This window comes from Breznakia pachnodae, from assembly GCF_030814225.1.
GTDB lineage: Bacteria > Bacillota_I > Bacilli_A > Erysipelotrichales > Erysipelotrichaceae > Breznakia > Breznakia pachnodae.
Map to the genome: position 1 here is coordinate 81,969 of NZ_JAUSUR010000001.1, position 22,174 is coordinate 104,142.

The 22,174-nt window shown below is 32.7% G+C and carries 23 protein-coding genes; 6 read left to right on the top strand and 17 right to left on the bottom strand.

Annotated elements, in window-relative coordinates; all coding sequences use genetic code 11:
- Positions 1 to 36: 36 nt before the first annotated feature.
- The 3 genes from J2S15_RS00385 to J2S15_RS00395 all read right to left on the bottom strand — a co-directional run bounded on the left by J2S15_RS00385 (position 37) and on the right by J2S15_RS00395 (position 2,344).
- Positions 37 to 711 carry a biosynthetic peptidoglycan transglycosylase gene (locus J2S15_RS00385; protein WP_307404394.1) on the bottom strand — a complete coding sequence of 225 codons (675 nt, stop codon included), beginning with the start codon at positions 709 to 711 and terminating at the stop codon, positions 37 to 39.
- 63 nt (positions 712 to 774) lie between these two features.
- The gene (locus J2S15_RS00390; RefSeq protein WP_307404396.1) at positions 775 to 1,662 is read right to left on the bottom strand and encodes a sensor histidine kinase; all 888 of its coding nucleotides are present in this window, start codon (positions 1,660 to 1,662) and stop codon (positions 775 to 777) included.
- A complete protein-coding gene (locus tag J2S15_RS00395; protein WP_307404397.1) occupies positions 1,652 to 2,344 on the bottom strand; it encodes a response regulator transcription factor in 693 nt (230 codons plus the stop codon). Before J2S15_RS00395 ends, J2S15_RS00390 begins: the two co-directional genes overlap by 11 nt.
- A gap of 143 nt (positions 2,345 to 2,487) precedes the next feature.
- On the opposite strand from J2S15_RS00395, the gene J2S15_RS00400 reads away from it, so the two are divergent.
- The gene (locus J2S15_RS00400; protein WP_307404399.1) at positions 2,488 to 4,785 is read left to right on the top strand and encodes an ABC transporter ATP-binding protein/permease; all 2,298 of its coding nucleotides are present in this window, start codon (positions 2,488 to 2,490) and stop codon (positions 4,783 to 4,785) included.
- Between the two features lie 70 nt (positions 4,786 to 4,855).
- Here J2S15_RS00400 and J2S15_RS00405 read toward each other — a convergent pair whose 3' ends face one another.
- Together J2S15_RS00405 and gmk are read right to left on the bottom strand one after the other, a co-directional pair.
- Positions 4,856 to 5,071 (bottom strand): YneF family protein, encoded by a 216-nt coding sequence (locus tag J2S15_RS00405; RefSeq protein WP_307404402.1) that lies wholly within the window; start codon positions 5,069 to 5,071, stop codon positions 4,856 to 4,858.
- Between the two features lie 81 nt (positions 5,072 to 5,152).
- Positions 5,153 to 5,731 (bottom strand): guanylate kinase, encoded by a 579-nt coding sequence (gene gmk / locus J2S15_RS00410; protein WP_307404404.1) that lies wholly within the window; start codon positions 5,729 to 5,731, stop codon positions 5,153 to 5,155.
- 101 nt (positions 5,732 to 5,832) lie between these two features.
- On the opposite strand from gmk, the gene J2S15_RS00415 reads away from it, so the two are divergent.
- Positions 5,833 to 7,488 carry an Rqc2 family fibronectin-binding protein gene (locus J2S15_RS00415; RefSeq protein ID WP_307404407.1) on the top strand — a complete coding sequence of 552 codons (1,656 nt, stop codon included), beginning with the start codon at positions 5,833 to 5,835 and terminating at the stop codon, positions 7,486 to 7,488.
- On the opposite strand, the gene J2S15_RS00420 is transcribed toward J2S15_RS00415, so the two are convergent.
- The 4 genes from J2S15_RS00420 to J2S15_RS00435 all read right to left on the bottom strand — a co-directional run bounded on the left by J2S15_RS00420 (position 7,485) and on the right by J2S15_RS00435 (position 11,957).
- Positions 7,485 to 8,897 carry a phospholipase D-like domain-containing protein gene (locus J2S15_RS00420; RefSeq protein ID WP_307404408.1) on the bottom strand — a complete coding sequence of 471 codons (1,413 nt, stop codon included), beginning with the start codon at positions 8,895 to 8,897 and terminating at the stop codon, positions 7,485 to 7,487. The two genes, J2S15_RS00415 and J2S15_RS00420, sit on opposite strands and share 4 nt — an antisense overlap.
- Before the next feature lie 119 nt (positions 8,898 to 9,016).
- Positions 9,017 to 10,630 carry a putative manganese-dependent inorganic diphosphatase gene (locus tag J2S15_RS00425; protein ID WP_307404410.1) on the bottom strand — a complete coding sequence of 538 codons (1,614 nt, stop codon included), beginning with the start codon at positions 10,628 to 10,630 and terminating at the stop codon, positions 9,017 to 9,019.
- Between the two features lie 73 nt (positions 10,631 to 10,703).
- Complete coding sequence (gene epsC / locus J2S15_RS00430; RefSeq protein ID WP_307404412.1) at positions 10,704 to 11,222, bottom strand: serine O-acetyltransferase EpsC; 519 nt, start codon at positions 11,220 to 11,222, stop codon at positions 10,704 to 10,706.
- Positions 11,223 to 11,309: 87 nt separating this feature from the next.
- A complete protein-coding gene (locus J2S15_RS00435; RefSeq protein WP_307404414.1) occupies positions 11,310 to 11,957 on the bottom strand; it encodes a lactate utilization protein in 648 nt (215 codons plus the stop codon).
- Between the two features lie 244 nt (positions 11,958 to 12,201).
- Here J2S15_RS00435 and J2S15_RS00440 point away from each other — a divergent pair, with 244 nt between their 5' ends.
- Positions 12,202 to 12,846: a bactofilin family protein gene (locus J2S15_RS00440; protein ID WP_307404415.1), complete on the top strand. Its 645-nt coding sequence runs from the start codon at positions 12,202 to 12,204 to the stop codon at positions 12,844 to 12,846.
- A 163-nt stretch (positions 12,847 to 13,009) separates the two neighbouring features.
- Positions 13,010 to 13,570, top strand: a complete 561-nt coding sequence (lepB, locus tag J2S15_RS00445; RefSeq protein WP_307404417.1) for a signal peptidase I — start codon at positions 13,010 to 13,012, stop codon at positions 13,568 to 13,570.
- Between the two features lie 35 nt (positions 13,571 to 13,605).
- Here lepB and J2S15_RS00450 read toward each other — a convergent pair whose 3' ends face one another.
- Entirely contained in the window at positions 13,606 to 16,179 is a 2,574-nt protein-coding gene (locus J2S15_RS00450; protein ID WP_307404419.1) for an ATP-dependent Clp protease ATP-binding subunit, read from the bottom strand.
- A gap of 144 nt (positions 16,180 to 16,323) precedes the next feature.
- Between J2S15_RS00450 and J2S15_RS00455 the strand changes: the two genes are divergently transcribed.
- Positions 16,324 to 17,700, top strand: a complete 1,377-nt coding sequence (locus J2S15_RS00455; RefSeq protein WP_307404421.1) for a CCA tRNA nucleotidyltransferase — start codon at positions 16,324 to 16,326, stop codon at positions 17,698 to 17,700.
- The gene (gene yfcE / locus J2S15_RS00460; protein WP_307404422.1) at positions 17,678 to 18,232 is read left to right on the top strand and encodes a phosphodiesterase; all 555 of its coding nucleotides are present in this window, start codon (positions 17,678 to 17,680) and stop codon (positions 18,230 to 18,232) included. Before J2S15_RS00455 ends, yfcE begins: the two co-directional genes overlap by 23 nt.
- A gap of 58 nt (positions 18,233 to 18,290) precedes the next feature.
- Here yfcE and nrdI read toward each other — a convergent pair whose 3' ends face one another.
- The 7 genes from nrdI to J2S15_RS00495 form a co-directional block, all read right to left on the bottom strand.
- Entirely contained in the window at positions 18,291 to 18,647 is a 357-nt protein-coding gene (nrdI, locus tag J2S15_RS00465; protein ID WP_307404424.1) for a class Ib ribonucleoside-diphosphate reductase assembly flavoprotein NrdI, read from the bottom strand.
- Positions 18,648 to 18,731: 84 nt separating this feature from the next.
- Positions 18,732 to 20,369 (bottom strand): aryl-sulfate sulfotransferase, encoded by a 1,638-nt coding sequence (locus tag J2S15_RS00470; protein ID WP_307404426.1) that lies wholly within the window; start codon positions 20,367 to 20,369, stop codon positions 18,732 to 18,734.
- A 113-nt stretch (positions 20,370 to 20,482) separates the two neighbouring features.
- Entirely contained in the window at positions 20,483 to 20,680 is a 198-nt protein-coding gene (locus J2S15_RS00475; RefSeq protein WP_307404428.1) for a hypothetical protein, read from the bottom strand.
- 57 nt (positions 20,681 to 20,737) lie between these two features.
- Complete coding sequence (locus J2S15_RS00480; protein ID WP_307404431.1) at positions 20,738 to 20,998, bottom strand: TfoX/Sxy family protein; 261 nt, start codon at positions 20,996 to 20,998, stop codon at positions 20,738 to 20,740.
- 8 nt (positions 20,999 to 21,006) lie between these two features.
- Positions 21,007 to 21,327: a carboxymuconolactone decarboxylase family protein gene (locus tag J2S15_RS00485; protein WP_307404433.1), complete on the bottom strand. Its 321-nt coding sequence runs from the start codon at positions 21,325 to 21,327 to the stop codon at positions 21,007 to 21,009.
- 16 nt (positions 21,328 to 21,343) lie between these two features.
- On the bottom strand, positions 21,344 to 21,586 hold the full coding sequence (locus J2S15_RS00490) for a zinc ribbon domain-containing protein (protein ID WP_307404434.1): 243 nt from the start codon (positions 21,584 to 21,586) through the stop codon (positions 21,344 to 21,346).
- Between the two features lie 12 nt (positions 21,587 to 21,598).
- Positions 21,599 to 22,165: a TetR/AcrR family transcriptional regulator gene (locus tag J2S15_RS00495; RefSeq protein ID WP_307404435.1), complete on the bottom strand. Its 567-nt coding sequence runs from the start codon at positions 22,163 to 22,165 to the stop codon at positions 21,599 to 21,601.
- Positions 22,166 to 22,174: the final 9 nt, after the last annotated feature.

Consider the following 22,174-nt stretch of genomic DNA (forward strand, 5'->3'; position numbering starts at 1 on the left):
CGTACGTTTTGACTTCGTCATTCAATATTCATATTTTTAGAAAAATACAAACTGACTTGCTGTATTATATTCTTCTTGAGTAATCATTTCCAATTCCAGCATTGAATTTAGCACTTGCATCTGACGCTCTTTGGTTTGCTCATTCTTGTTACTTAACGCATAAACCGAAGGTGCCTGTGGTAAACCAGCCAATACACTTGCTTCACTAACGCTTAGTTCAGCTGGTGTCTTTTGAAAATACCCCATCGCTGCATCATAGATTCCATAATGCCCATCTCCATAATAAGCAACGTTCAGATATAACTCTAAAATCTTTTCCTTATCATATTTATCTTCAAGTTCTTTCGCTACAAATGCTTCAGCAATCTTCTTTGTTCCACCGTTGTCATCCATAAAATACATATTCTTTGCAAGTTGTTGAGTAAGTGTACTCCCACCTTGCACCCCTTGATTAGATAGCGTTACAACAATTCCTCGAACAAGTGCATAATAATCAACACCATTATGATCATAAAAACGACGGTCCTCAATTGCGACAATCGCATCTTTCATATCTGAAGATATATCGTTTATTGGTGTATAATGCTCAATATTCTCTATTTCGCTTACTTTCTCTTCAACACTTACTTTATCAACTTCACTTTTATAATCTAGATACCCAATACCTGCAACAATACAGATAAGTAAAAAAGCAAGTACAATAAGAATCAAGAGAATTCTTTTTATAATTTTAAACATATATAAATTATAGCATATCAAAATTAATTTCAATACCTATTTCGGTATCGTAACAACAATCTCTGTTCCGATAGTTTCTTTACTTTGAATTTCAATCGTTCCATTATGATTACTTACAATATCTTTTGCGATTGCAAGACCCAATCCAGAGCCTTCTATCTCACTGTTACGAGCTTTATCAACACGATAAAAGCGTTCAAACACGTGTACTAATTCATCTTCTGGAATCCCAATTCCTGTATCTTTTACAAGAATTACTACAGAATGGTTATTCTCTGCTAATGATAAAGTAACATTACCATTTTCCTTGGTATACTTTACTGCATTATCAAGCAGAATCAATAGTAACTGTTTCATTTGGCTTTCAATTGCATTTATCTGGATTACATCAGTATCTATTAATTTTATATTAATCTTCTTTTGTTTCGCAACCAGTGAGTACTGCGACACAACTTGTCGTACCTGATCATTTAGCTGAAATTCTTTTTTATCTAACTTCAGTTTATGTTCATCACTTCGTGATAACCAAAGTAAATCTTCAGTTAATCTGCTCATACGCTCTGTTTCTGCATATATATTCTCTAACCATCGCATCTGTGATTCTACACTTTCTTCAGGATTATCCATAACAATCTCTAAACTAGTTTTTATAACCGCAAGTGGGGTTCTTAGTTCATGAGAAGCACTGGAAGTAAAGTCCAGTTGCTTTTGCCAACTTTCTTCAATTGGTGCAATTGCTCGCTTAGCAATTACATTACTGGCAATATACACAACAACGATACTTATAACTCCTGTAATTAACCAACGACTTAAGGTTACTTCACTTCGTTGTCCTAACAGTAGAATTAACATAAGCAACAAAAGAACTACAGATATAACAAGTACATTAAATCTAACAAAGTGCTTCTTCAATTTAATCTTCATAGGAAACCTCCAATAGTGTATAGCCTACACCACGTATTGTCTTAATTTCAATTCCTGCTTTATCCATATCAATCTTTTTCCTAAGATAATGAATATACAGTTCAACTATTCCAATTTCCACATCCTTTTCAAATCCCCATATTTTATCAAGAATTTGTTCTTTACTTAATACCTGATTTTTATTAGTAATTAGATATTCTAAGAGTTGGGTTTCCTGTAAAGTTAAACGTTCTGCATATCCCATACTATAACTGTACTCACAACGTCTTACATCAAGTACAATATTTCCTATCTTAATTAGTTGATGTTCAACAATCTCAGTAGTTACTCTACGACTTAATGCACGAATACGAGCCAACAACTCATTTTTCGAAAATGGTTTAATCAGATAATCATCCGCTCCACCATCTAAACCCATCACTCGATCTTCAATTGTATCTTTTGCAGTCAGAAAGATAATATAGGAATGAATCTTATTATCTCTAATTGATTTCAAAATATCAATGCCATCCTGTTTTGGTAACATCCAGTCTAAAACAATTACATCATAAATTCCACTTAATGCTTTACTCTCACCAACTTCTCCATCATAGGCACTATCTACAACATAATTCTCTTTTTCCAATATATATACGAGTGCATCATGCAAACGTCTTTCATCTTCTACTAATAGTATACGCATAAGGTAATCCTCCTACTCAACATTATAATATAGATTTCTTTGAATTAACTTTGAAATTTTTCAAAGGTAGTTCAAAGGTTGTTGCTGCATAATCTGTTTGTAAGAAAAAACTTACAGATTTATCACATTCGGAGGATATGAAAATGTTAAAACTAACAAGTATAAGAAAAAGTTATAAGACGGGTGATTTTATACAACATGCCTTGCATGATGTATCATTATCATTTTCTAAAAATGAATTTGTTGCAGTTCTAGGAGAAAGTGGTTCAGGAAAAACAACATTACTAAATATCATTGGAGGTCTGAATCGTTATGATGATGGAGACTTAATTATCAATAATAAGAGTACAAAGAAATTCAAAGATAAGGATTGGGATGCTTATCGTAATAACTGTATTGGATTTGTGTTTCAGAACTACAACCTGATCCCCCACATTTCAGTTCTTTCCAACATTGAAATGGGAATGACATTAAGTGGTGTATCACCGTCAATTCGCAAACAAAGAGCACTAGATGCATTAGAACAAGTTGGATTAAAGAAACACGCACATAAAAAACCAAATCAGCTCTCAGGTGGTCAGATGCAACGAGTTACAATTGCCAGAGCACTAGCCAATGATCCAGATATCATTCTTGCTGATGAACCTACTGGTGCACTTGATAGTGAAACCAGTGTTCAAATTATGGAGCTGATTCAACAAATCGCAAAAGATAAGCTAGTAATTATGGTTACTCATAATCCACAATTGGCAACTACATATGCAAATCGAATCATTCATTTGAAAGATGGAAATGTGATAAAAGACTCTGGAAGTAAGAGCCAAAGTGAATCTAGTAAAACTACACTAGAAATTAAGAAAACAGCTATGAGTTACTTGAGCGCTTTAAAACTTTCATTCCATAATTTATGCACAAAGAAAGGACGGACGTTCCTTACTTCTTTTGCTTCAAGTATTGGGATTATTGGAATTGCATTGATTCTTGCACTCTCAAATGGATTTCAAAGGGAAATAGAAGTATTTGAAAAAGATTCTCTTTCACAAATGCCAATTACAATCACTAGCCAGGCAATGCAGTTGGATTTTTCATCTCTTGGTGGAAGTGAAAATGACAATGAAACTTACCCAGAAAATGAACGTATTATTGCATCACAGAATAGTCATGAGTCGATGTTTCATACCAACAACATTACTTCAGAATATTTAGAGTATATTGAAAACATTAATCAGAAAGATTTAAATGCAATCTCTTATCAATATTCAGCAGTATTTAATATTTTAGTAAAAACTACTGATAACACAATTGAAAAAGTTGATAATACTCAACGTCACGGAACATGGGATGTCTTACCAAATTCTATAAATGATACAAATATAATTGAGGACACTTATGATGTATTAAGTGGAACAATAAAAGAAGATGAACCAGGAATCATTGTAGTTGTAGGTTCATCAAATGATCTCTCAGACATTACTTTACAGCAGTTAGGAATCCATAGTGAAGAAGGAGCCTCTTATACCTTTGATGATATCTTAAACAGTGAACTTAAACTAATTACAAATGATAATTATTATATTGAATACAATGGTAACTTTGTTCCTGATAATCAGTTAGAATCCTTATTTAATAATCAAAACTCTATTTCTTTACCAGTACAGGCGATTATCCGTGCAAAAGAAGGAAAAGAATTATTAAGTAGCAGTAATTCAATTTATTATACAGAAGCAGTAAGTACATTATTGATTGAAACAAATAAAGATTCTAAGATTGTGATAGCTCAAAAAGAAAGCAGCTATAATGTATTAACAGGAGAAATCTTTAATGAAAATAGCAGCAGTACAAAAGATGATGTAATTGGATATCTGGGAGGAGATGCAACTCCAAGTTCTATTTCCATCTATCCTAAAGACTTCGATTCAAAAACTCGTGTTACTGAGTATTTGGACGCTTATAATGAAGGAAAAGAAACTGTTGATCAAATCGTTTATACTGATATGGCGGCATTAATTACTTCTCTGTCTGGAGATATCATGAATGCCATTACTTACGTATTAATCGCTTTCTCTGCAATTTCCTTGATTGTATCAAGTTTTATGATTGGTATCATCATTTATATCTCAGTGTTAGAGCGAACAAAAGAAATTGGAATCTTACGTGCATTAGGTGCAAGAAAAAAAGACATTCGTCGTGTCTTCAATGCGGAAACATTAATTGTAGGATTATTCTCAGGATGTTTAGGTATTGGTATTACCCAACTACTCATCCTGCCAATCAATATGATTATTGAACGTGTGTCTGGATTAGGTAATGTAGCTAACCTCCATCCGTTACACGCACTTATTTTAGTAATGATATCATTAGTGCTAACTGTCATTGGTGGGTATATCCCTTCTCGTATGGCAGCTAAGAAAGACCCAGTAGACGCATTGCGTAGCGAATAGAAAAAAACAACTGTACAATTTTGTATAGTTGTTTTCTTTTGACATAATAAAACACAGCTCAGCTGTGTTATTATCTATTCGCATTCACAGATTTCATAATTTGTCTAATTTGAGCTTCGGAAGGTTTTCTTCCCATCTGTAGAAACATAGCTCGAATCATCTTTTCATTAATTGGTGGATTCTCTCTCAATTCCTTTTCAAATTTTCTTTTGGTGAAATAGAAACCTAAAAATCCTCCAATTGCTAAACCTGCGATCAAACTACCCAATGAATACCAAAAATCCATAGTTATGCCTCCTAAGTCACTAATAATATTATACTCATAAATAAATCAATTTACAACTTTTTTAAGTGTTCAAACCACATTTTATTCATCTTTTGCAAGATTCATATGTCTTTTCACAATTAATCCAATATATTGTGCTGCTAATTCCGGATCATCATTGCACACAACATACTTATAATCTTTAATTAATTTCATTTCTTTTTCGGCTTTTGCCAAACGTTCTTGAATCACTTCCTCAGCTTCACTTTTGCGTCCACGAATGCGATTCTCTAATTCATCCATTGTTGGTGGAATCATAAAAATTGTAATTGCGTCAGGAACTTTTTCACTTACCTGTTGAGCTCCTTGTACTTCAATCTCCAGTAAAACATTTTTCCCTTCATTTCGAAGTCGTTCCACCTGACATAACGGGGTTCCATAATAATTACCAACAAACTCTGCCCATTCTAGAAGTTCTCCATTTTCAATGGCTTTTTCAAACGCTTCTTTACTGACAAATAAATAGTCTACTCCGTCCACTTCGTTTTCACGTGGTTTTCTTGTTGTCATCGAAATCGAATAAGTTAAGTTCAAAGAATTATCTTTCATAAAGAAATCACGAACTGTCCCCTTACCAACACCACTAGGACCACTAATAATAATTAATAAACCTTTTTTCATAAGACCCCCATTTATAATAGAATTATTATATCATTGAATAAATTAGAAGTGAACAGCAATTGTTCAATATATGCTATAATATCTAAAGAAAAGAGGTATTTATGGCATTAGATGGTTTAGTATTGTATCGAATCAGTGAAAAACTGAAGTTATTGCAACCTGCAAAGATTAATAAAATCCAACAAATTTCAAATGATGAAATTATTTTTATATTACGTACACAAGGAAAAAATCATAAATTAATGATTTCGTGTCACAGTGTTTATAATCGTATTCACCTTACTGATAAAGAATATCAGACAATGGAAATACCAAATAACTTTTTAATGGTACTAAGAAAACATATTGATCGTTCAATCGTCACAAACATTGATCAGTTAGGTCTTGATCGTATCTTAAAGATTACCATTGAAGTGAAAGATGAATTAAGCGATTATCATAATTATTATTTATATGTAGAGTTAATGGGAAAATATGCCAATCTGATTTTGGTGAATGATGAAGATCGAATTGTGGATGCGTTAAAACGAATCCCTGCATTTGAGAACAATTCAAGAACGATTCATCCAGGTGCAGCTTATACATTACCAAAACCACACATGGATAAAACTGATCCATTTCTGGCAACTGAATTCAATCCAGAAGAATCTCTGGTAAAACAATTCCATGGATTCTCGCCTTTGCTGAGTGATGAAGTAATGTATCGGATTAAACATGGTGAACAGTTCACTGAAATTATGAAAGAGATTAAAAATAGTGATGTATTATATCTTCATCATAAGCAAAATGATATTTTATATCATCTGATTGAACTGAAACATCTAGAGCTTCCCTATGCAACCTATGAATTAATGGAAGCAATGGATCAGTTATATTATCAGAAAGAAGAAAAAGTTAGAATTAAACAACAAAGTGGTGATATCTACAAAGTTGTAAGATATGAGTTAAAGAAGAATCGTAAGAAATTAGGTAAATTAATTCAAACCTTAGAGGATGCAAATGAATTGGATAAGTATCGCATGTATGGAGATTTACTATATGCGTATGGTCAGTATCACAATCAACATTTAAAAGTATTGGAGCTTCCTAGTTTTGAAGATGAATCACTTGTTAAAATACCCCTTGATGATAAGATTGTGGTAAAACAAAACGCAAAGAAGTATTATCAAAAATACAATAAAAGTAAAACTGCACAGATTGAGGTTGCAAAGCAAATTGAAAAAACTGAAAGAATGATTCAATACTTTGAAAACATTGAAGTTCAACTTGATAGTATTTCATTAGAAGATGCAATTGAAATTAAAGAAGAACTATCAAATCAGGGGTTTATGAAGAAAACAGGTTATAAAATACGTAAAAAGAAAAAAGATGCAAAGCCTCACTTTCTTACATTACAGATTGATGGTATTAATCTCTATGTTGGAAAAAATAATATTCAGAATGAATACATTACATTCAAACAAGCGAAAAAAGACGATACTTGGTTCCATGTGAAAGACATGCATGGATCACATGTTGTCATTACAACTAGTGATCCTAGTGAGAAAGTGCTACGTATCGCAGCAATGCTTGCAGCATACTACTCGCAAGGAAAGGACTCTAGTAGTGTTCCAGTTAACTACTGTCTGATAAAGCAGTTAAAACGCCCGAATAAGGCTGCTATGGGATTTGTGACACTTACTAACTATAAAACTATTTATATTGATCCGGATCGTGAAAAAGTAAGCAAGATTATTGATGAATATAAAGTGAATTAAATTAAATACTGAAAAATTCTCGTGAAGATGGAAACAACATAAATCACGAGTTTTTTTATCGGAGAAACTCTAAGTGCTTTGTTTTCTTCTTTACCATACGTACTATCATTTTCTAAATACAAACACTCGCTTTTAATACGATTTAATTTTGTTTTAAACATTTGGGTAAATGCCTCACTTTTAATAACTACCATCGTTTCTGTATCTAAGTGAATACTTCGATCATCAAGATTAAATGATCCGATAATACTTGTATCATCATCTAATATAACGGATTTTCCATGGATTGATGATAAACTTTGATACTCATAAATATCTGCTTCTGTATTTGCAAATCTTTTACGATAAGAATAGTAATTAGAAAAAGCAAGAATATTAGGTGTAGATGCCAATGAGTTTGTAATTATTTCGTAAGAGATATTCTTAGGCTTATTCTTCAACAATTCTAATAAAAAGGCATTCCCACTCATATATGGTGTTTGAATAATCACTTTTTTCTTTGCTGTATGAATCAATTTCCTCAACTGATATGCAAGCCATGGTTCTTTCTTTTCATGAGTTGAAATTGGATTATGCAATAATATAATCTGGTCTACTGGATAAGCATTTTTTTCATAAGATGCTAAAGTTGCAGTAAATACATTTTGATTATAGTTATAAAAATGTTTTACTTCCTCTTTCCATTCCTGTTCAAAACGAATATAACGTTTTCTTTCCATCTTACTTTTTACTATTTTACTATCTTTATGATACCAAAGAGAATTCATATAGAGATTGATATCATTAAATATCTTGATTCCCTTTCGCTTATGGTAAATCATCACATCTCGATCATACGTTATCTTTCCTTTATATTCATTATTCGCAAAATACTTATCACCAATATTTCTTCCACCAATAATAAGATAATGATCATCAGCATTCATAAACTTATCATGTAGGAGCATATTCCATCCCCATGGTTTTAATAAAGAAAGTTTGTTATAGCGACAATATTCGATATTTTTATGAGTCAGTAAATAATTCATTATTTTTTTTGCTTTATGATTAATTAAACCAACTTTCCCATCTAAAAGAATTCGTACACGAACACCACGATTTGCAGCATTTAGAACTTCCATCAGAAATACTTTTAGTGTTTCACCATACTGAAAGGAATGATAGACAATATCAAGCTTTTTAGTTGCTGATTTAATCAAAGCTATTCTGGCATCAAAACTACCTTGTGGTTCTTCCAACAGAACAACTTTGGCTCCTTTATTACTTGTCTGTGATTTTGGTATATGTAATGAGGCTTTGCTCTTTTTACTTACACGTTTAGGAAATGCAAGTGAAAACGTATTCACAAGAATTGTAAATGAAAGATAAATAATAAAGATTAACTTAAAAAATCGCTTGTATAAATTCATTACACTCCCTCCTATTCTTGGATAAACAGTCCTCTCTCTAATATAATTATATAATATAAATATATTATTTCAAATAGGCAAACAAAAACTTGAACCAATTGATTCAAGTTTCATAATTATTATTTAAGAAGTGATGCAATTTTAGGAATAATTTGTTTCTTTCTGGAAACCAGACCTTCCATATAATTATCACCTGTTTCTTCATTCATAAATGAAGAACAGATTGCATTAGATAACTTACCTGAGTAGATAAATTTACTTCCTTTTCCTTCCACATTCGAAAATGCCATCATTAATAAATCATACTTTAAGATTTCATTTTCCTGTTCAAGGAATTGTTTAAATTCTTCCTCTATACTGGCGATGGTATCCATATCATAGATATAAGCCTGACCAATTGCCAACTGTTTACCTGCAATATCATACTCCTTAAAGTCAGTATATAGGATATCGCGGTTTGATTTTCCTTCAATTTTCGCACTTGCTTTGAACATTTCTGTTGCCAGTTCATCTAAGTCAATATCATATAACTTTGCAAATCCCTGTGCAATATCTTTATCCACTTCGGTACAAGTTGGTGAATGGAAATTCATTGTATCTGATATAATTGCACAACAGATAGCACCAGCAATTTCTCTAGGTGGCACAATATTGTGATCATTGTACATCATTCCAATAATGGTACATGTACTTCCAACATTCTGATTACGGAAGATAATAGGCTGACTCGTTTCAATATCACCAATTCGGTGATGGTCAATAATCTCCATAATATTTCCATATTCAATATCATCAATACTTTGACTACGCTCATTGTGATCTAATAAAATAAGCTTTTTCTTTGAATATTTAAGAACATGGAATCTACCCATTGAACCAATCAGACGATCATTCATAAATACGGGATAGTTACGATATCTTGTCTTCAACATTTCTTTCGCTACATCTTCCACATATTCATTCCCATTGAATCGCTGAATCCCATTAATATCTGTCATAATCATCCCTACTGGAATACTACGATAAATCATTTGCAGGATTTTCATAATATTGTATTGTGTACGAATTAAGGTAACACCCATTTCCATTGCACGATCAATTACTTTATCACTTGGTATATAGCTTTCAGCAAGTGCTATAACCGCACAGCCTTTTTCCATACATGTAAGCATAATATCTTCATTGTCACTAAGAACCATAATGTTACCAACAATATCTCGTTCCATCAGTTTCTTATCTGCAATACGAACATACCCACTTCTTGGTAAAGTTCCTTCATAAATAAAGTCACCTTTTAGTGAATGTACCAAATTAATCAGTGGTGTTTCTTTTAGTAAATCTTTTGTAATATTTAAATCCTGCATCTGGATTTTTGAAATATCCGATAATGTCGTAAGTCCAATTAACTCTTTATTGTCATTTACCACATATACTGTATGTGTATTATACTCTAAGCACAAATCCCATACACGACGTAATGTTGTGTTTGTGTCCACCTGAACAGCAGTATCTAAATCAATATCTCTTAATGCTGCTTTTGCACTTGTAATCAAATCTGGTTCTTCTAATTGGAATTTATCCAATACAAACCTTGATTCATTATTTATCTTTCCTAATCTACATGCCTTGGCCTGAATACCTAACTCATTTATTAAATAAGCATAAGCGATAGCAGAACTGATAGAATCCGTATCTGGGTTCTTATGTCCTGTTATATAGATAATATCTTTCATAGATTTTCTCCTTTATCTAATCATACTACAAAAAAATTACAGTACCAAATGAAAACCATAAACTCGCAAGTCCTTATTTGCGTTTTTTCACTTCTGTTGCAGGGATCCCTACAACACTTGTATTTGGTGGAACATCGTGGGTTACTACTGCATTTGCGCCAACTTTACTATTATCGCCCAAGGTAATATTTCCCAGTACTTTGGCACCCGCACCAACCATGACATTATTCCCTAATGTCGGATGACGCTTACAGCATTCCTTCCCTGTTCCTCCTAGCGTTACTCCATGATAGATTGTACAATCATCACCAATAACTGCAGTTTCTCCTATTACTACACCCATACCATGATCAATTAGTAATCCTTTTCCAATCGTTGCACCTGGATGAATTTCAATCCCTACCCAGAATCGTGCAATATTGGTTACAAAGCGTGCTAAAAAGTACAAATGTAATTTGTAGAGAAAATGAGCAATCCGATAGAAAAACAACGCTTTCATATGTGGATATAAAAGGATGATTTCAAAAGCTGAACGCGCAGCTGGATCACTTTGTTTTGTATGCCTAATATTTCTTCTAATCCCATTAAACATAAATTACTCCTAACGTATGTAATATTATGCCACAAATTCACAAAAAAGAACAGTAAAATAAAGTTCAAAATTATTGTTCATCAATATTTAATATCCTAGATTTTCTTTCACAAGTAAGACAGTAATTCTTCCTTTGTTCGGTGTCGTCTGTCTTTTTGTAACTGTATAAGTACTACAAATACGTTCTTCACTATAACATTCACTACATGTTCCAGTTATGGTACATGGCGTTTTGCGCTCTAAACGTTGTGCATTCATTGGTGCAGCTGTTGTCTCCAAACGTTTCATTGCATCCGGCAAAGAAACTACCAACTTGTTTTCACCAACTACGACAATTACCTTTTTAGGCCCATATGCCATTGCAGCTACACGATTCCCTGTTCCATCAATATTATATAATTCACCACTCTCGCTCACTGCATTGCTACTTGTTACATAATAATCACAAGTAAATGCCTTACGAAATATTTCATGTTGCTGCTCGCGGGTTATTCCCTCCTCATAACGATCCTCAAAGTAGATTGGCATCTCTCTAAACAAATCAATTAAACCAGCCTCAAATAGCGTCTGTGAGCCTCCTACACTCAATCTGCTATCAGCTTCAACTGTGTTTTTAAAATAGGAAACGACCTCATCAACATTATTTAGAATTATAGCATTCATATTATTTTTTTCTAACGCCTTTTTCGTACGTTCTAACTTAATATCCATAATTTTTCTTACATTTTCATCCATGACAATCACCTCATCACTATTATACCTTTTCTAAATCAAGATAAATAGATACCTCAGAAAAACTTTTCTATATTCTATTTTTAGTAAGAATGTTATAATAACATATAGAAGTAATAGGAATTAACATATTCAATCAATAGAATTTCATTATTCCTACTAGTGTTACTTCATAAAATACTATCAAAATGATAATAGTATTGAAAACGAATCGAGGGCAAATAACAATAAGGAGGAAGACAAGGTTATGGGGTTCAATAGATTTAATCAAGATGATGATTACAACAATGAATTAGAAAACAATGAACAAGGGCAAAACTCAGTCAGAGAAAGTTTCAGGGAAGAAGTTTCAATTTTTAGTGAAGGACTGATTATTGAAGGAAATGTAAGTGTGGAATCACCTTTAGTTATGAAAGGTAAAATCAACGGAAATCTTTTCTGTAAGCAATCAGTAGAATTAAAGGACAATGCTACAATCAGTGGAGATGTACATGCTGATTCATTAAATCTGGAAAGTGGCGAGATTTATGGAGATGTTACCATTTCCAATCAGATGACATTACGTAATGATACTTACATCAAAGGTAATATCAAAGCTGATACATTGGATATCAATGGTAATGTTGAAGGAAATATTTATGCACAATCAGAGATTAGTTTCTCCAGTGATGCAAAAGTACAAGGTGATGTTAGTGCTTTGTATATCAGTATTGAAAAAGGTGCTAAAATTTCAGGAGCTATGAATATTGGTGAAATGGCAAAAACACAAGAACCTGTAGTGGAAACACCTGTATATGAAGAACCTGTTGTCAGCGAAGAACCAGCTGTTGAGGAAACAGTTGAAGAAACGCAGGAACAAGAGATGGAAGAACAAAACGATTCTTTATTTTAAAATTAATTTAAGCAGAAACACGAATACTCCCTATAATCTGGGGAGTATTTTTTACAATATATTTATGTTAATGCTATAATATGAAAATAGTGTATAGTTCCCCTTTACTATATATGACAATAAAGAAGTAATTAGATTATAATAAAAAATAGGTGGAGACATAATGAGCCAAACATCAAAAAAGCTACATCAGCAAATAGATAGAAGTAAATTTTATATTGTACTATTAAATCTCTTGCGAATTGCATTAATTGGAGTAATTATTATTTTTACTATGCTTCATTATGTTGTTAAACCACTACATATAAAAGGTAATAGTATGTACCCTGCGATTGAAAGTGGAGATACTGGAATTACTAGTATTATTAATGTTTCTATGGGAGATATTAAACGCTTTGATATTGTTACTGTTTATAGTCCTAATGAAGATCGAAATTTAACCAAACGCATAATTGGATTACCAAATGAAACAATCGAATATAAAAACGACAGTTTGTATATTAATGGGGAGTATGTAAGTGAAGACTTTCTTGATCAGGACTATGTCTCCACTCAGACAAATGATGGGAAAACATACTTCACCAAGGACTTTGGACCAATCAAATTAAAAGAAGATGAATACTTTATCTGTGGAGACAACAGAATTATTTCTGTTGATTCAAGAATACTTGGCCCATTTAAAGAGGAAGATATTCTAAGCATATATTTCTACAAAATCTATTAAAAAGGATATCAAATTGATATCCTTTATTTACCTTATTAACTAATTACAGATGCTCCACGAATCTCTGCAACATATTCATCTTTATCTTTATCATAATCAAGATAGATTACATCATCACTGTTGAATCCTTGTCCAATCATTTGTTTCGCAATTAATGTTTCAATATTACGTTGAATGTAACGACGCATTGGACGTGCTCCAAATACTGGATCTACTCCTTGCTCTACAATCATATCGTAAACCTTCTTGCTGACATCTAAATGAATATCTTTCTTTTCCAGACGAATCCGTAGTTCGTTCATGAATTTTCTTGCTACTTTCGCAAGCATTTCATTATCTAAAGCATTGAATACTACAATTTCATCAATACGGTTCACAAATTCTGGTTTGAAGTAACGTTTTACTTCATTCATATAATTTGCTTTCATTTCAGATTTATCTGGATCAAATGCATATTGACTTCCTAGATTACTTGTCATAATTAAGATTGTATTCTTGAAATCAACCGTAACACCTTTTGAGTCAGTAATTCGTCCATCATCCAATATTTGCAATAACACATTGAATACATCCGGATGTGCTTTTTCTACTTCATCAAACAATACAATTGAATATGGGTTTCTTCTTACTGCTTCGGTAAGTTGACCACCTTCATCGTATCCTACATATCCTGGAGGAGCACCAATTAAACGTGATACTGCATGTTTTTCCATGTACTCACTCATATCAATACGAATGATATGATCTTCCGAATCAAAGAGTTGTTCAGCTAATGCCTTTGCAACTTCCGTTTTACCAACCCCTGTAGGTCCTAAGAATAAGAAACTACCAATTGGTCTGTTTTCATCCTGAATCTGTGCTTTACTTCTTAAGATTGCATCACTTACTAATGTTAATGCTTCATCTTGTCCAACTACACGTTGTTCAAGTGTGTTCTTAAGTTCTAATAGTTTTTGTCGTTCACTTTCTACCAAACGACTAACTTCAACTCCACTCCACTTAGATACGATATCAGCAATCTCTTCTTCCGTAACAGTTTCCGAAATTAAAGCACCATCTTTGTTTTTCTTTTCATCTTCTTTAATTGTTTTTTCCAAATTAGGAATTGTTTCATATTGAAGACGAGCCGCTTCTTCATAACGTCCGTCATTTTGAGCAGTTTCTAAATCTAATTTTGCTTTTTCTAATAATACTCTGGCTTTTTTAGATTCTTCCAACTCTGCTTTTTCATCATTCCATTTTGTGTATAATATATCTTTCTTACCCTTTAATTCTTTTAATTCATCACGAATTACGCTAAGACGGTCTTTTGATTTTACATCTTTTTCATTTTTAAGTGCAGTTTCTTCAATTTCTAACTGCATAATTTTACGCATTAATTCATCAATTTCTTGTGGCATTGAATCCATTTCAACACGTAAGTGTGCACAAGCCTCATCAATTAAGTCAATCGCTTTATCTGGTAAGAAACGATCTGTAATATAACGATTTGATAATACTGCACTTGAGATAATTGCCTCATCCAAAATCTTTACTCCATGGTAAGATTCAAAACGATCTTTTAGACCACGAAGAATTGCAATTGTATCTTCTACTGTAGGTTCTTCTACCTGTACCCTTTGAAAACGACGTTCTAAGGCAGCATCTTTTTCGATATACTTACGGTATTCGTTAAATGTAGTTGCCCCAATACAACGTAATTCTCCACGTGCCAAGAGCGGTTTCAACAAGTTAGCTGCATCCATACTACCTTCTGTTTTACCTGCACCTACCAAGTTGTGAATTTCATCAATAAACAGAATAATATTACCTTCTGCATTCTTTACTTCATCCAGTATTGCTTTCAGACGTTCTTCAAATTCTCCACGATACTTTGCACCTGCAATCAAAGAACCCATATCTAATTCTATTAATTTCTTTTCTTTCAAACCAAAAGGAACATCACCTTTCATGATTCGCCATGCAATCCCTTCAACGATTGCGGTTTTACCAACACCTGGCTCCCCAATCAATACTGGATTGTTTTTTGTTTTTCTTGAAAGAATCTGAATTACGCGACGAATTTCATCATCACGACCAATAACTGGATCAATCTTTCCATTCTTTACATCTTCAACCAAGTCACGTCCATATTTACTTAACGCTTCCAAGTTATTTTCTGCATTTGGTGTATCCATCTCTTTACCACCTCTTCTCTCTAATTCTTGTTCGTATGCTTCTTTTTCTTTTAATTTAAATTGTTTTACCAATAACTTAGAGATATAAGAATTATTAAACATCAAAGCAATCCACAGAGATGCACAACCCAAATAAGACTCATTGTGTTCTTCACTCCATTTCACTGCTTTCTCATAACTCTTGGCAACCTCATTTGATAATACTGGATCACCACTACTCTTTGCTATTTTTTCAAGCTCATCATCAATTAATACCAGAGCTTCTTGCTTATTAATATGTAGTCTACGATATAGCCCATCTAATACATCACTTTCAAATAATTCCTTTAATAAGTGAATGGTATCCACACTTGCATGTGAAAGACTTTTCGCTAATTCTACGGATTTCATAAATACTTCTTGTAGACTAGATGACATTTTTTCAAAGTTCATAATTTCACCCCACATCTTTTTTATTTATCGATTGGCACTCTAACTCATTAAGTGCTAATATTATTATACTATCTTTATTAGCACTGTCAAGTGATAAGTGCTAATATTTCTATTTTTTTCCATCAATGCTATAATGTTAATGCTATGAAACTAAATCAACAATTTATTATACCTACCTATGTACAATTTGTATTAGACTTTCTTCATAATCATAATTATGAAGCTTTTTTAGTCGGTGGATGTGTACGTGATTTATTACTTGATCGTAGTGTTCATGATTTTGATATCACAACTAATTGTTTACCTGATGAACTATTAACTATAGCTAAGCAGGATAATATAACTGTAGTTCCTACTGGTCTTCAGCATGGTACCGTTACTTTTATTATTGACAAAGAACCTGTAGAAGTCACAACCTATCGAATCGAAGAAGACTATCTGAATCATCGTAAACCTAGTCATGTTGAATTTACCCCCAGTCTTAAAGAAGATTTAAAGCGAAGAGACTTTACCATCAATGCTTTGTGTATAGATAACCATAAAATACTTGATTACTTTGATGGACTTCAAGATTTAAATAACAGTATTATTCGTTGTATTGGTGATGCCAGTGAACGTTTCAATGAAGATGCATTACGAATATTACGAGCACTACGATTTAAGTGTGTTCTTAACTTTACGATTGAACCACAGACGTATAAGGCAATTCAAACAAATGCACATCTTCTTTCCTCGATATCAAAAGAACGGATACGAGATGAATTTATTAAACTTTTGGAATCTGATGAGGATGACTTATTATTGTTGCTTAGAGACTCTTATACGTTGTTAGAGATCATCCCTGAATACGAACTCGCTTTTGATGTACCGCAGGAATCACGTTATCATATCTATGATGTATTTGATCATATGAATGCTGCACTTAACGCTAGTAAAGGAGCACCACTAACCCTTCGTTTAGCAATCTTGCTTCATGATTTAGAAAAAAAGAATTTTAAGACAATGGATACTAATAATCATGCACACTTTAAGGGACATGCACATGCCAGTGCCAAGTTGTCCAGAGTTATCTTAAATCGGCTTCGTTTTCCAAAAGCAATCATTAAAGATGTATATACTTTAATTGAATATCATGACTATTACTTGCAACCAAAGAAAAAAACAATTAGAAAATTTCTTTACAAGTTACAAGGAAACTTTACTCTTGCCTATCAAATTCTTGAAGTGCAGAAGTTTGATAACATGGGAAAAAATCCTGATATTATAGAAGAAAAGAATCAGGTGATTGATGAAGTAATTGCACTTATTCAAGAAATGGAAAACAATCAGGAAGTCTATACAATTTATGGACTTAATGTAGATGGAAATGATATGATACAGCTAGGTTATCAAAGAGAAGAGATTAGTATTATTTTACAATATCTTCTAAAATATATTATTCATCATCAAGATAAAAATACCCATGAACATTTATTAAAAATTGCAGGAGGAAAATTTCATGAAATATCTAATCGCCAGTGATATACACGGCAGTGCATATTACGCAAAAAAAGTCACAGATGCATTCAAAGAATACGAGTGTGACTACTTACTACTCTTAGGAGATATCTTGTACCATGGACCTAGAAATCCATTGCCTAAAGATTATAATCCAAAGATAGTAATTGAATTGCTAAATGAAATGAAAGACAAAATTATTGCTTGTCGAGGAAATTGTGACAGTGAAGTAGACCAGATGGTTTTACAATTCCCAATAACAAATACCTCACAGACACTTATTGAAGAAGACTATCGTATCTTCTTGTCTCATGGTCATGTGTATCATCCAGATCATTTACCTGAAGGTATCAGACCTGGTGATGTATTTATGTTTGGACACATTCACATTCCAGTAATGGAAGAGAAAACTGGTGTTCACATTATTAATCCAGGTAGTGTATCCCTTCCGAAAGAAAATAACCCTCATACGTTTGGTGTATTGGAACACGATACATTCTCATTAATTGATGTAGAAGGTAATGTAATTAAAGATTATTTCATAAATAGAGATTAGCGAATAAATTATACATGTCAAAAAAAATCACTTCAACATTTTGTGAAGTGATTTTTTGTTATGCTTCTAATAATTCTTTTACTGTTTTAACATCTTCATCATCGCCATCGTTTTCGAATTTGTACATGCAAGGAACTCCATAGGTTTCTGCAACCACATCCCCTGCTTTCGCAAATACTTCTTCACCATGACTTCGATCTCCACTGGAAATAACACCTTTTAGATGATCCTTATTATTTGTTAAAAAGGCATCTACTTCATATGGAACTTCTCCATACCCATCAGTATATGTAACGACCACAAAGTCTTCATTTACCTTTTCATCTCCACTTTCAATCTTTTCAAGATTTTCTAAATCTAATTTATCCAGAAACAATTCAATATTCCCAGTTCTTGATGCATAAACTACTTTCATATCATTTCCTCCTATTGTTAACTATGACTAACATATTTAGATGATATCATCATTATTTATGAATTGCTTTTAGATTGACCAAGATTATTCAAAATAGAAGTTACTAAAATCATATTTAAATGCACGGTAAGCATATTTTTCTGACGTGTATGTATACTCTCTTATCAGATTTCCTTCACTGTCATATTCATTAAAACAGTTAGACATACCTGAACTTGTTACTAAATGATCTTCATAGTTTTCAATGCTACTTACAATACTAGAATAAGGCAAAGCTACTTTCTTAGTAAGTGTATAAGTATTGTTTTCTTCATCAACTAAATATTGATAGTAATAGGATGCTTCTCCTTCTTGATAAGTTCCTGCTCCTTCAAAATTGCTCCAATCCAAATCCGGTCTTGTTCGTGCAGCTGTATAGTTATTGTTGTACATTGAAACATAATAAGTACCATCTTCATTGCTTCCTTCATAAACTAAAGAATGCTGACCTGCCTGTGATACAAAGTCTCCCACTTTATCCAACAATAGAGATGTGTATTCAGTCCCTTCATATAGCGTTTCATCTGCAATTAGATAATCCAGTTCTGGATCCGTATTATAATTATCAATTTTAATAATTGTACTCACTTCTCGTGAACTTAATAATAAATCATCACCAATAATTTCCAGACTATTTAAATGAATCCAATCCAGTTCATCTCCACCATACGTATTTCCATCTTCTGGTGCAACAGCAAGATCATAAAGTTCTGGGAAGAAATCTTTCATATCCAACAGTTCTCTTACCTCTCCTGTATCTAAATCAAGAGCTACTACAATATCTTCGATTGTATCTGCATCATTTTCATTTGCCAATATTAATAACTGATTATTATCTTCATCATAAATGAAATCATGGTGTTGTTCATAACCATCTATTTCATAAAATTTTACCATTTTACCCAGACCATTCACTTGAACAAAACCATCAGCTTTATAAGAATAAAGCATCGTATTATCAATAAACAAAATCCGATCACTTCGATATCCATTTAAAGGTAATTCATTTCTTAAGGTACCATTATTATCATAAAGATAAATATTAGAGTTAAAACTCTTATCGTGCCCTAACAAAGCAAACAAACCGCTACTTAATTCTTCACTACTTGTGCCATCAGTTGTTTCAAGTTGAGTCTCAATGGTATCACTACATTCTGGCATTGTCACATCAAACGTATATGTTTGATCATTTTTACCATCGGATAATTCTGCAGTGATTACATTTTTTTCGCCTAATACACTACCAATAATTTGAAATACACTATTTCCATTTGATAACTCATATTTTTTAGCACTTTCACTATAGTCACTATATCCATCGGTTTGAATAGTATAATCTAATGACTTAATCTCATTATTACTAGTAAGTAAAACAAATGATGAATTTCCACTTCCATATGGATTGTATACCAAGACTGGTTCTTCAATTTTTTCTGATAATTCTTCAAGTTTCTCATCAATTACTTGCTGATAGTTATCACTGTAGATATCACCTTCTTCTGGTATTTCCACTTCATAAATATCATCACCCATAGATTCACTTTCCACTAAATCAATATTTTCTCGATACCAGTCCAGACTACCTTCTTTCGCTGATAAAGATCTGCTTCCTACCACAAAACACCCTACTGCAACAACAATAACCAAAATGCAGCCAACAACTATTTTATATTTTTTTCTCATAGACTTCCTCACTTCACTTACATTAAAGATAAAGAAGAAATGTGATGGTTTTGTGTATGTTTCCAATAAATTAAATGAAAAAAATGCGTAACATAAATACGCATTTTCCTTACTCAGTTTGTTTTTTCGTTTCTTTTCGCTCTTATACCTATAACAATAAAAGCGATACCTGCAACATCAAGGATTAGTCGTAAAACTCCTAAATCTCTTAACTCTGATGCTGTGTCTGGTGATGTTGCAACTACTTGCAGGATAACTCCAAGAAGTAACAAAGCAATTCCTATACCAATTGTTTTTGTATGTTTATTCATAGACCCTCCGTTAAACTACATAATTATAACATAGGTTTGAATAAAACCAACAAGGAGTTAGTTCCCATCTAGTGAATGATAGAAAGCTCTTAATTCTAATTTTGTTATGTCAGATAGTTTTGTATAAGATATTCCTTCAATTGCTCCCTGAATGCCATACAACATGCTTAGGCAAGCTCCAGAATCCACTTGTTCTCTTATTTTTATAAATACATTCATACTACCTTCTTTGTATAGTTCTTCAGGTGTATGAATTCCAATTTCATTAAGGTTAGATACAAGTACTTTTCCTACATTTGGTAAATCTGTTAGTTCCACAATAAACTCTACGACACACAATCATATGCATCAAGTGCTGGAACTAAACAGTTGGTAACACCTGTAATACCGCAGACTGCTAGCGTCATTAAGATTGTATCTTTGATTTCACCTCTTGTGGCTCCTGCCATCTTTGCCATTGGTACATGCGCCACTACTGCTTGTGGTTGCATTTGTGAAGCTCTAATTCCAATATAAATTAATTGCCTTGTTTTATCATCCAAACTACCTTCTGTAGATAATGCATTGATTAACCCACCAAATGCCTGTGCCACTTCCGGCGACTCTTCTAAAAAGAGTTGATAACCACTTTTCTTTTCATTACTCATATTCTAATCCTTCTTTCTAATGAACATCTTTCCATGCAGGTAGCTTACTCATCATATCTTTTGCGACACTTTGCGCTACTTCATGATCCAACCCCTGTGTTTTTATAATAAATGAAGTCATTCCATCTAATCGCTCATCATATGTTTGTAATGTACCATCTGCATTTGCGCAATGTACACAATAATCTTTACTTTCATCTTCTAATGGATAATCTTTCTTTTCTCTAAGTGGCATTCCACAAGATATACATGTTTTCATAATGATTTCCTCCTATTTTTTAATCATTTTGATAAAGGTGTCAACTAATTCATTCTTGTATTTTTTTATTACTGAAGTGTTTGGTGCAAATAAGTCACGATTCAACAAATAATAATGTAATAGTCCAACCCAACTGTTAAATGCAAAGTTTAAAGGAATATCTACAATCTTTTCTCTTTCTAACACTTTTTCCAAATGATGCGATGCAGCAGACTGGATTGAAATATAACTTACTGTCGCCTCTTTAGGAAGCCTATGACGTTCATTAATAAAGTTTATATAGAAATCCTCATATTCTTCGATTGCTTCAATATGCGCATATAACGCATCTTCTAACGGCATTGATGATACAGATATTTCGTGTAGTCGAGTTGTTAGTTTATTTCCAAACTCTCCAATCACAAAAATTAACAGATCTTCTTTGGTTGGAAAATGAGAAAAGATAGAGCCGTGGGCTACCTCTGATTGCTTAGCAATCTCACTGGTGGATACTTGAAATCCTTCCTGTGCATAAAGCATATATGCATTCTCTACAATCTTTTCCTTTGTTTTTTCTTTCTGTAATTGACGTTTATTCATATTGACACC

Excerpts from the sequence above, each read along its gene's own strand:
- J2S15_RS00390 (WP_307404396.1), bottom strand. The coding sequence starts at position 1,662 with ATGAAGATTAAATTGAAGAAGCACTTTGTTAGATTTAATGTACTTGTT.
- J2S15_RS00395 (WP_307404397.1), bottom strand. The coding sequence starts at position 2,344 with ATGCGTATACTATTAGTAGAAGATGAAAGACGTTTGCATGATGCACTC.
- J2S15_RS00400 (WP_307404399.1), top strand. The coding sequence starts at position 2,488 with ATGTTAAAACTAACAAGTATAAGAAAAAGTTATAAGACGGGTGATTTT.
- J2S15_RS00405 (WP_307404402.1), bottom strand. The coding sequence starts at position 5,071 with ATGGATTTTTGGTATTCATTGGGTAGTTTGATCGCAGGTTTAGCAATT.
- gmk (WP_307404404.1), bottom strand. The coding sequence starts at position 5,731 with ATGAAAAAAGGTTTATTAATTATTATTAGTGGTCCTAGTGGTGTTGGT.
- J2S15_RS00415 (WP_307404407.1), top strand. The coding sequence starts at position 5,833 with ATGGCATTAGATGGTTTAGTATTGTATCGAATCAGTGAAAAACTGAAG.
- J2S15_RS00420 (WP_307404408.1), bottom strand. The coding sequence starts at position 8,897 with ATGAATTTATACAAGCGATTTTTTAAGTTAATCTTTATTATTTATCTT.
- J2S15_RS00425 (WP_307404410.1), bottom strand. The coding sequence starts at position 10,630 with ATGAAAGATATTATCTATATAACAGGACATAAGAACCCAGATACGGAT.
- epsC (WP_307404412.1), bottom strand. The coding sequence starts at position 11,222 with ATGTTTAATGGGATTAGAAGAAATATTAGGCATACAAAACAAAGTGAT.
- J2S15_RS00435 (WP_307404414.1), bottom strand. The coding sequence starts at position 11,957 with ATGGATGAAAATGTAAGAAAAATTATGGATATTAAGTTAGAACGTACG.
- J2S15_RS00440 (WP_307404415.1), top strand. The coding sequence starts at position 12,202 with ATGGGGTTCAATAGATTTAATCAAGATGATGATTACAACAATGAATTA.
- lepB (WP_307404417.1), top strand. The coding sequence starts at position 13,010 with ATGAGCCAAACATCAAAAAAGCTACATCAGCAAATAGATAGAAGTAAA.
- J2S15_RS00450 (WP_307404419.1), bottom strand. The coding sequence starts at position 16,179 with ATGAACTTTGAAAAAATGTCATCTAGTCTACAAGAAGTATTTATGAAA.
- J2S15_RS00455 (WP_307404421.1), top strand. The coding sequence starts at position 16,324 with ATGAAACTAAATCAACAATTTATTATACCTACCTATGTACAATTTGTA.
- yfcE (WP_307404422.1), top strand. The coding sequence starts at position 17,678 with ATGAAATATCTAATCGCCAGTGATATACACGGCAGTGCATATTACGCA.
- nrdI (WP_307404424.1), bottom strand. The coding sequence starts at position 18,647 with ATGAAAGTAGTTTATGCATCAAGAACTGGGAATATTGAATTGTTTCTG.
- J2S15_RS00470 (WP_307404426.1), bottom strand. The coding sequence starts at position 20,369 with ATGAGAAAAAAATATAAAATAGTTGTTGGCTGCATTTTGGTTATTGTT.
- J2S15_RS00475 (WP_307404428.1), bottom strand. The coding sequence starts at position 20,680 with ATGAATAAACATACAAAAACAATTGGTATAGGAATTGCTTTGTTACTT.
- J2S15_RS00485 (WP_307404433.1), bottom strand. The coding sequence starts at position 21,327 with ATGAGTAATGAAAAGAAAAGTGGTTATCAACTCTTTTTAGAAGAGTCG.
- J2S15_RS00490 (WP_307404434.1), bottom strand. The coding sequence starts at position 21,586 with ATGAAAACATGTATATCTTGTGGAATGCCACTTAGAGAAAAGAAAGAT.
- J2S15_RS00495 (WP_307404435.1), bottom strand. The coding sequence starts at position 22,165 with ATGAATAAACGTCAATTACAGAAAGAAAAAACAAAGGAAAAGATTGTA.